Raw genomic sequence first — 9058 nt, 5'->3', positions numbered from 1 at the left:
ATCGCCGGCGATGTTGCAACTGCACCCCGAAAAAAAAAATTTGCCCCCCCCGACGCAAAGCTGAGAAATTGTGTAGAATTACTGGGTGTAACGATGAACCGAGATAATGGATTTTAATCTGCAAGCGCCCTTTGTCCCTACTGGTGATCAACCACAAGCGATCGCTCAACTTTCTGCTAGTATTCAAAAAGGAAATCATTATCAAACATTACTTGGTGCGACAGGAACCGGGAAGACATTTTCCATAGCCGCAGTTATTGCTAAAGTGAATAAACCTACTCTAGTATTAGCACATAATAAGACATTAGCAGCCCAATTATGTAATGAACTGCGGGAGTTTTTTCCTGATAATGCAGTTGAGTATTTTGTTAGTTATTATGATTATTATCAACCCGAAGCATATCTACCGGTTACAGATACTTATATAGAGAAAACATCAGCAATTAATGAAGAAATAGATATGTTACGACATTCTGCTACCCGTTCCTTATTTGAACGTCAGGATGTAATTGTTGTGGCTTCAATTAGTTGTATTTATGGCTTAGGAATGCCGGCAGAATATTTAAAAGCTGCAATTCGATTACAAATAGGAATGGAAATAGATCCCCGGCAAATTTTACGAGATCTAACAGCAGTTCAATATAGTCGTAATGACATAGAAATGGGGAGGGGGAAATTTCGAGTCCGAGGTGATGTTTTAGAAATTTCTCCTGCTTATGAAGATAGAATTATTCGCGTCGAATTTTTTGGTGATGAAATTGACGCAATCAAATATATAGATCCTGTCAGCGGTGAAATTATTGGTAATTTAGCAGCAGTAAATATTTATCCTGCGCGTCACTTTGTTACTCCCAAAGAAAGAGTAGAAATAGCTTGTGAAGATATCGCTAGAGAACTAAAACAGCAAAAATTAATATTAGAAGAAACGGGGAAATTAGTCGAAGCGCAACGTATTGATCAACGCACCCGTTATGATTTAGAAATGTTAAGAGAAGTGGGATATTGTAACGGAGTAGAAAATTATTCTCGTCATTTAGCTGGAAGACAAGCAGGAGAACCACCTGAATGTTTAATTGATTATTTTCCCGAAGATTGGTTATTAGTAATAGATGAATCTCATGTTACCGTTCCCCAAATTCGGGGAATGTATAACGGAGATCAAGCGAGGAAAAAAGTATTAATAGATCATGGTTTTCGACTTCCCAGTGCTGCGGATAATCGTCCTTTAAAAGCAGAGGAATTTTGGCAAAAAGTCAATCAATGTATTTTTGTTTCTGCGACTCCAGGAAATTGGGAATTAGAAATTTCTGAAGACAATATTATCGAACAAGTAATTAGACCAACGGGAGTAATTGACCCAGAAATATTTGTGCGACCAACGGAAGGACAAATTGATGATTTATTAGGAGAAATAAAAGATCGAGTTGACCGTCAGGAAAGAACCTTAATTACAACATTAACTAAACGTATGGCCGAAGATTTAACCGAATATTTAGAAGCAAGGGGAATCAAAATTAGATATTTGCATTCGGAAATTAATTCTATTCAACGCATAGAAATTTTACAAGATTTGCAAAATGGTGTTTTTGATGTCTTAGTTGGTGTAAACTTATTGAGGGAGGGTTTAGATTTACCAGAAGTTTCTTTAGTTGCAATTATGGACGCAGATAAAGAAGGATTTTTGAGAACAGAACGTTCTTTAATTCAAACTATTGGACGCGCGGCACGTCATGTTAAAGGAAAAGCCATTTTATATGCTGATAAATTAACAGATAGTATGATTAAAGCCATTGATGAAACTGATAGAAGAAGGGGGATTCAAATGGCTTATAATGAACTGCATGGTATCATACCGCAGCCGATTAAGAAAAAGTCGAGTAATGCTATTTTATCATTTTTAGATGCTTCTCGGCGTTTAAATGCTAGTGATTTAAAAATAGTTGATGAACATTTAGATGAATTATCTTTGGAAGATATTCCTGAGTTAATTATCTTACTAGAAAAACAGATGAAAGAAGCAGCGAAGAAGATGGAATTTGAAGAAGCTGCAAAATTACGCGATCGCATTAAGCATTTAAGAGATAAAATGTTAGGACGTTAATATATGGTATTTGTGATTTGTGTGAATATTTTTTTTAACGAACCACAGAGGCGCAGAGGACGCAGAGAAAGAGGAAATTTATGTTAACCAATATTCGTCAAATCACGGTTAATGAATATCACCAAATGGCCGAAATAGGTATATTTCACCCGGAAGAACGCTTAGAGTTAATATCAGGACAAATTATCAAAATGGCCGCTAAAGGAACTGCACACGAAGCTGCTATAACCCGGACGCAAAGAATATTAAATCAACGTTTAGGTGATAAGGTTTTAATTAGAACTCAATCACCAATTAAACTTGATGATTACTCAGAACCAGAACCAGATATTGCAGTTGTGAAAACTGATGCTTTGGATTATGAAGATCATCATCCCCAACCATCAGAAGTCTTTTTAGTTATTGAAATTGCTGATTCTAGTCTGAAATATGATCGAGAAGTAAAAACTTTAGCCTATGCTAAATCAGGCATTATTGATTATTGGGTTTTAGATATTAATGGACGTAAATTGTATGTATATCGTCTACCCAATGCAGAAGGTTATCAAAGTGAAAGTATTTTAGGGGAAAATTTGACAGTTTCACCTTTAGCTTTTCCTGAGTGTGAAATTAAGATTAGGGATTTTTTAAGGAAGATTTAAAGGAGGTGAAAATTGGCGATCGCATTAAGCATTTAAGAGATAAAATGTTAGGTAGATAAACTAAATTTATAATTAGCGCACTACTAACTTATTTTGTGTAGCAGCTTCTTGAATTAACCGATTGTTGCTAGTGAATACCTGAATGTCTGGAACAACACTATAATCAATATCATCAGTAATAACTTGAAATTGTCCTGCTTTGCTAATAGTTTCGAGCAGCAGCAAATCATAACCATCAACTGCTTGAGTGCTAAATCGCTTAATAGCAGCATCAGTAGTAGCATCATTTACTGTTAGGTCAATGAGTTTAGCACGATTTTTCACTCGTCGCCAAACAAACTGGACTGCATTTACAACATTAGCTCTTTCTAGCGGATAATTATGACGGTATTCCTTGATTGGTAAATTTCCATTGGATTTAATATAATTTTCATATTCGTTCTTTTCAATAATATGAGCAAGTTCAGCTAAAGTGAGTCCAGAGTATGTGAGGGTAGCTCCATGTAAACCTGCTTGTCTGAGATAATTGGGATAATTTTTGATTTGGTAATTAGAAAATCCTCTATATTCGTAAGTTTGCGCGTAAGTTTCCCAAAACCAAACGTTAGTATCTACAAAGAAAATATCGCTTTTCTTTGGAGTATCTTTTCTAATGTCTATCACATCAGCTTGAATGTTGAGATTAATCGCCATGGCTCAAAAACTTGCAGCCATATCTGTAATTACTTCATCCACAGCAGTTCGATATTTTTCATCAGAGTAATAGCGTTTGGCTTTAGTCATTACATATTCTAGAACATCCCATCCATCATCATTGAGAGCAATGAATTCCATAAGTTGATTCACTTTCTCTGGGGAAATATCTTTTAACAATTGACCAAATGCAAAGTTCATGAATGGAGAAGAAAAAACTTTCACCCCTGTAAAATCTAATTTTACTGCTTCGCCACGTAGTAGGCAGGGATGAATAATTTCATAGAGTCCTTGACCATCATCAGCAGTGGTAGCATATTCGCCCACCATATCGTAAATTTTGTGTATCATATCCGTATCTCCTCCTTTCTAGAATATTCGCCTCTTGTGTTGAGAAACTATAGCTTCGCCATGTAAACTATCAGAATCTAAAACGTAGTATTTCTCGTCACATCGAAAAGCTATATTGACCAGCGTTCCAGAGAAATTATATCATGTCCGGTTGAACACTTATCATATCTGTTGAGGCTGGTAATGGGTAATTGGTAATTGGGAAAAGACAATATAATGATCAACTATATTGTAGCTTATCTTGGCGTATGCGTCATTAATAATTACTGTCTGAGAAACTTCTATTATTGCTGAAATCCTATATCTTAGCATACAGCAGTTTTAATTATTGCATTCTCTCCGCGTCTCTGCGTCTCTGCGTGCATAAAAAAGAATGTAACTTTATCTAATTCCATTTCCGTAAATTTTTATGAACCACTGCTAAATACCACATATAGTCATCAATTTTGTACTCGTCCGCAGCTTTGAGAATATATTCCCGTGCTAAGTCTAAATTATTCTCAGCTTCATAATATAAACCCAAATAGAGATGACTGTAAAACTTACCCTTTAATCCTGATAATTTTCCCACATTCAAAACATCATCTTTGGAACAATTACCAGCAAAAAAATCATATATAACTCCCATAATTTTCCGAGAATCATTTTTCACAGGTAATAGAGAATTACGTGCTTCCGTAACTCCAGATAATCTAGCCATACAAAGATAGCGCCAAACCGTTTCCTCCACGTCTTGAGAATTGACAGTTAAATCAACTTCAAACTGTTTAGCACCCTGAGAAAATTGTTCAGCATAATAATAAGATAAACCCCGTTGCCAAAGATAAGGAGTAATGTGAAAATCTAAATTTTCCGCAGTATCAAAATCTTGAATTGATTCCTGAATTTTCCCTAACTTAAAATAGATCATACCTCGAGGAATATAACCATGAGGATTATTTGGCTGACGATTAATAGTATGATTCCATTCCTCTAGTTGACCTTGTAAAGAATTAATAAAAAACATATTAATAAGTAATTTTCTTCCTCTGTGTTCTCTGTATTCTCTGTGTTCTCTGTGGTTCGTTAAAAAAAATTAACTCCATCCTGCGGTACTAGCTTATAATACACTTTGTACTTGCATATTCAAAGGGGAATAGATGACAATTAAGAGATTGTTGTTAATAGTGCTAACGCTGTTGGCTGTCATGTTGTCAGGTTTATCTTTATTAAGTAGCTGGCAAAAACCTCAATTCCAAAGTCGTCTAGAATTGTACCAGACTAACATAGTTTTACAAGCCCAAGCATGGCAACCAGAAGATAGTAGCGATCATAGCATTCAAACAATTCAGGAATCTATTATTGGCGAAAATCCCTTAGCAAGCGCAACCAAGCAATATCAAGAAGCTAGTGAATCTATCAAAACAAGTTTACAGGTAACTAAAAAGAAGTTAACGGAACTCCAATTTTTAGTAACTACTTCTATTTCCGCAGAAGAGAAAAGTTTACAAAACTTAATCCAGGAACAGGAGAAATTATTAGCGGAAGTAGACTTACGACTGGGAATTTTGCAAGCACAGGAACAAGAAACAGATAAAGCTATCAAAACCTGGAGTAATCTACAGCAATACTCAGATATTAACCCCAAATATCCAGAAACCGCTGAAACATTAACCGGAATGTGGAGTAAACCCCCGCGTTTATTCCCCAAAGCTGAAAAACTGATTCAACAAAACCTCAATGGTTGGTTTCGGGATACAGCCTTGGTGCAATTATATAGACTTCAACAACGTCAGGAAGCGTTATCAGCTTTAAAAATTGTCCAACAAGAAGCCGCAACCCAAGCGTTGTTCAAATTAGGGATAATTGCGACTATTCCCAGCTTAACAGCCTTAATAGGGACAATTATGCTCATTTTCCTATTGACTCAACGCTTACTCAAAGGTCGAGAATCCCTATTAGCTAGAAATGGTGATTTACTTTGGTCAACTCCTTGGAATTGGGAAATAATTATTCAGGTTTTTGTCCTTGGTTTCTTTTTAATGGGGCAATTATTTATACCAGAATTATTATCTATTTTGCCTATTCCCCGTGGTACAGGTAATGTAAGAGTTGAAGCTTTGACAGTTTTAGTCAGTTATATGTTAGTGGCTTTAGGTTGTTTGTCAGTGGTTTATTTTTCTATAAAGCGTTTTTTCCCCCTTCCTCCTAACTGGTTTCGCTTTAATTTCTTGAGTAATTGGTTTTGGTGGGGAATAGGTGGATATTGTACAGCTTTACCCATTGTCGTCATAGTATCGTTAATTAACCAAAAATTATGGCAAGGACAGGGGGGAAGTAACCCACTATTGCAAATGGCACTAGAAAGTCGAGATAATACGGCATTGGGGATATTTTTCTTTACCGCAGCTATAGCAGCACCGGTTTTTGAAGAATTTCTATTTCGCGGTTTTTTATTACCATCTCTGACGCGCTATACTTCCGTATGGGGGGCAATTTTCACCAGCGCACTGTTATTTGCTGCTGCTCACCTCAGTTTATCAGAAATACTACCGTTGACAGCATTGGGAATAGTATTAGGAGTAGTTTACACAAGAACACGCAACTTATTAGCCTCCATGTTCCTCCATAGTCTTTGGAATAGTGGCACATTAATCAGTTTATTTATTCTAGGTAGTAACAACTAAGTAATTTATCAGATATTAGGTAAAGACAATACATAATTATACAATGTCTGGTTGAACACGTATTATATCTGTTGAAGCTGGTAATGGGTAATTGGTAATTGGGCTGACATGATATTACTTAGTAGCTATTACCTAAGTAGGTGAACGGAAAAAACCGACATAAGTAACGAAAAGTAAAGTTGCCCAAAACCTCTTCCCTGTTAAGAGTTAAGAGTTAAGAGTTAAGAGTTCCCTTAAGTAGCAACGCCGAATTATCTATTTATTTAGTCAACTGTATCCAAGGTCAACTCAGCAGCGGAAAGTACATGAGCTTCCAATAGAGCCATCATATCTCCTAATTGGGGATTACCACGAGTTGAGCCAGTCAATCCTTTAGCAATAATTAAACCACAATGACCCTGAGTATTTTGACAGCGCTGATGCCATTTTCTCTTAGCCTCTATATGCACTGGGTCATGATCTAAAAATTGCCCAAACAGAAATAATTCATGATTACGTGTTTGCAATAAACCCAAGTCATAGAGATTATCATCTATCGGATCAGTAACAGTATGGAAACAAATTGCGTTCAGTCCTCCAGCCTCTTGAATATTTTTAATAATCCCCTTAGCTTTAGGACGAGAGGTTTGAATCACAATCACAGGTAAACCATCCCCCACAGGCTCAAATTCACCCCCTGCTTGGTGGTTAGCACCTTGACGTAGGTGATCTAATGTTTTCCAAGATAACACACCCAGACTCATGAACGCATCTTCTGGAATCAAATCGTCTCTTAGGGCTTCAAATATAGAATCATCTTCATCATCATCATTCAAACCAGCCATTTCTTCCAGTTCTGCCGTCAATTCTGGCATTCTAGAAACAGTAACATTTAAAGATCTACGATTTTCATCGCTTTTTGGTAAGGAAATTCGATAACGTTGGCCCAGAGTGAGACCATCTTCCTGGGATGATTGATGACGGTAATCACGCAGAAACCGCAGTAAACTTTCTAAGGCGACAAAAGTTAGTAGTGCTTCTTCTTCATATAAAACCGAACGTAGCCCTTCTAGGGGGTGAATATTACCGAAAGTAGGTTCAATTTCTGAATCAGGCATATCCGCCAAATCATCTAGATCATCATCGTCGCTATCGTTTACAGAATCAAAGGTGAGAAATAAACAATCTTGTTTGAGGAAAGCTGCTTCTAAATTTCGATTTGTTTGATCATCATCGGCTATAACAGCAGCCCGAAACCGCTTCAGGGAATCTTCAGAACGATAAAACAAAATTCCATACTCAATTCCTAACATTCCCATGACGGAGGCATAGAGTTTGTCTACATCCCATTGATTGATTTCTATTGATAAAATTTGCTGTTCTTCTAAAAAGTTCCAAGGGGCAGCTTGCCAGACTTCTAAGGCTTTATCATGGAGGAGTTTGGCGTATTTGGGTGGTAAATCGGGAGTTTCTCCGTCAACGATTTCCGCAAAAGAGCGAAAAAGTTCATCAATTATTGGTAATTCTGGTAGGTAGTCAATAGCAATATCTAAATCTTGCAATACTCCCCGCAAGTAAAATTGAATTTCTCGATCGCGGACAACGATTCTTTGGGGTCTAGCGGGCTTGGCCGGACTTTGTGGATGTTCTATTGCCCGCATTAAAGTCCGCACAATGGCTTCAGGTCCCAGACTGGGATCTACCATGTCCATGCCTCTAACTATACCTTCGGAGGCATCCACCCAGAGAATACATTCTCCTTTGGCCTCTGGGTCGGCTGGGCTGTGTGGTGATGACAATGGACGGCGATCGCCCTCCCATACAGAAGGAATCTGGGTTAATTTCTGCAACCGGCGACTGGTAGAGCGATTAAAACTTGTCATAAAGTAAATGAATCAGAACAAAGCGATGAGAAGAGCGACTTTTGGGAATGGTTAATCATTAAACATACCTATTCCTTCAATTCTAGAATAAAAATTCTGGGTTGCTCAAAAACAGGCAACGGGGAAGAGGGCAGGAATAATTGATCATCTTCTACCCATGTTCTCATGTTCCCATCTTCTGATGCTGTTTTCCCATCCTAATGTCGCTAAAATGAATACAAAAACATCCATAGCACCCCAGAGGTACTAAAACCCCTGCTGGAGTATTGATCAAATCAGTTCAGGAGTTAATCATCCATGACACAAGCAACTCAAACTCAACAACGCTCAATTCTGTTATCTGAAACTGCATTGCGTCAAGTTAAGTCTCTTCAAGACAAACAAGGAAAAGATTTATGTCTACGGGTGGGAGTTAGACAAGGTGGTTGTTCGGGAATGTCTTATATGATGGATTTTGAGGATATCAGCAAGATTACCCCCGATGATGAGGTGTTTGATTATGATGGCTTCAAAATTATCAGCGATCGCAAAAGTTTACTTTACCTTTATGGTCTCATGCTCGATTATAGCGATGCCATGATTGGTGGTGGTTTCCAATTCACTAACCCCAACGCTGTCCAAACTTGCGGTTGCGGTAAATCTTTCGGTGTGTAATATTTAGACAGGTTTGTCGGTTATTGGTTGCTAATCACAACTGACAACTGACAACCGACAATTGACAACTGACAACTGACAACTAACAAA

8 protein-coding genes are annotated in these 9058 nt (G+C 37.4%); 4 read left to right on the top strand and 4 right to left on the bottom strand.

Annotation, left to right across the window (positions count from 1 at the left end):
- Positions 1 to 103 precede the first annotated feature (103 nt).
- Positions 104 to 2101 (top strand): excinuclease ABC subunit UvrB, encoded by a 1998-nt coding sequence (gene uvrB, locus ACIR310F_RS0105980; RefSeq protein WP_028083023.1) that lies wholly within the window; start codon positions 104 to 106, stop codon positions 2099 to 2101.
- 80 nt (positions 2102 to 2181) lie between these two features.
- Positions 2182 to 2742, top strand: coding sequence for a Uma2 family endonuclease (locus ACIR310F_RS0105975; RefSeq protein WP_028083022.1), 561 nt, complete (start codon positions 2182 to 2184; stop codon positions 2740 to 2742).
- A gap of 72 nt (positions 2743 to 2814) precedes the next feature.
- Here the strand turns inward: ACIR310F_RS0105975 and ACIR310F_RS0105970 are convergent, their stop codons facing one another.
- From ACIR310F_RS0105970 to ACIR310F_RS0105960, 3 genes are all read right to left on the bottom strand, one after another.
- Positions 2815 to 3435 carry a hypothetical protein gene (locus tag ACIR310F_RS0105970; protein ID WP_028083021.1) on the bottom strand — a complete coding sequence of 207 codons (621 nt, stop codon included), beginning with the start codon at positions 3433 to 3435 and terminating at the stop codon, positions 2815 to 2817.
- 3 nt (positions 3436 to 3438) lie between these two features.
- Positions 3439 to 3786, bottom strand: a complete 348-nt coding sequence (locus tag ACIR310F_RS0105965) for an STAS-like domain-containing protein (RefSeq protein WP_028083020.1) — start codon at positions 3784 to 3786, stop codon at positions 3439 to 3441.
- Positions 3787 to 4171: 385 nt separating this feature from the next.
- Positions 4172 to 4792, bottom strand: a complete 621-nt coding sequence (locus tag ACIR310F_RS0105960) for a tetratricopeptide repeat protein (protein WP_028083019.1) — start codon at positions 4790 to 4792, stop codon at positions 4172 to 4174.
- Between the two features lie 133 nt (positions 4793 to 4925).
- On the opposite strand from ACIR310F_RS0105960, the gene ACIR310F_RS0105955 reads away from it, so the two are divergent.
- On the top strand, positions 4926 to 6452 hold the full coding sequence (locus ACIR310F_RS0105955; protein WP_028083018.1) for a CPBP family intramembrane glutamic endopeptidase: 1527 nt from the start codon (positions 4926 to 4928) through the stop codon (positions 6450 to 6452).
- Between the two features lie 263 nt (positions 6453 to 6715).
- Here ACIR310F_RS0105955 and ACIR310F_RS0105950 read toward each other — a convergent pair whose 3' ends face one another.
- Positions 6716 to 8314: a DUF6930 domain-containing protein gene (locus ACIR310F_RS0105950; protein ID WP_028083017.1), complete on the bottom strand. Its 1599-nt coding sequence runs from the start codon at positions 8312 to 8314 to the stop codon at positions 6716 to 6718.
- A gap of 297 nt (positions 8315 to 8611) precedes the next feature.
- Between ACIR310F_RS0105950 and ACIR310F_RS0105945 the strand changes: the two genes are divergently transcribed.
- Complete coding sequence (locus ACIR310F_RS0105945; protein ID WP_028083016.1) at positions 8612 to 8968, top strand: iron-sulfur cluster assembly accessory protein; 357 nt, start codon at positions 8612 to 8614, stop codon at positions 8966 to 8968.
- The last annotated feature ends 90 nt before the right edge of the window (positions 8969 to 9058 follow it).

Origin of the sequence: Dolichospermum circinale AWQC310F (assembly GCF_000426925.1) — a bacterium.
GTDB lineage: Bacteria > Cyanobacteriota > Cyanobacteriia > Cyanobacteriales > Nostocaceae > Dolichospermum > Dolichospermum circinale.
The sequence above is the reverse complement of the archived record's forward strand: the minus strand, read 5'-3'. Positions and strand labels throughout refer to the sequence as shown.

What these genes read in the sequence shown, in the direction of transcription:
- ACIR310F_RS0105975 (WP_028083022.1), top strand. Translation starts at nt 2,182, where the DNA reads ATGTTAACCAATATTCGTCAAATCACGGTTAATGAATATCACCAAATG.
- ACIR310F_RS0105970 (WP_028083021.1), bottom strand. Translation starts at nt 3,435, where the DNA reads ATGGCGATTAATCTCAACATTCAAGCTGATGTGATAGACATTAGAAAA.
- ACIR310F_RS0105965 (WP_028083020.1), bottom strand. Translation starts at nt 3,786, where the DNA reads ATGATACACAAAATTTACGATATGGTGGGCGAATATGCTACCACTGCT.
- ACIR310F_RS0105960 (WP_028083019.1), bottom strand. Translation starts at nt 4,792, where the DNA reads ATGTTTTTTATTAATTCTTTACAAGGTCAACTAGAGGAATGGAATCAT.
- ACIR310F_RS0105955 (WP_028083018.1), top strand. Translation starts at nt 4,926, where the DNA reads ATGACAATTAAGAGATTGTTGTTAATAGTGCTAACGCTGTTGGCTGTC.
- ACIR310F_RS0105950 (WP_028083017.1), bottom strand. Translation starts at nt 8,314, where the DNA reads ATGACAAGTTTTAATCGCTCTACCAGTCGCCGGTTGCAGAAATTAACC.
- ACIR310F_RS0105945 (WP_028083016.1), top strand. Translation starts at nt 8,612, where the DNA reads ATGACACAAGCAACTCAAACTCAACAACGCTCAATTCTGTTATCTGAA.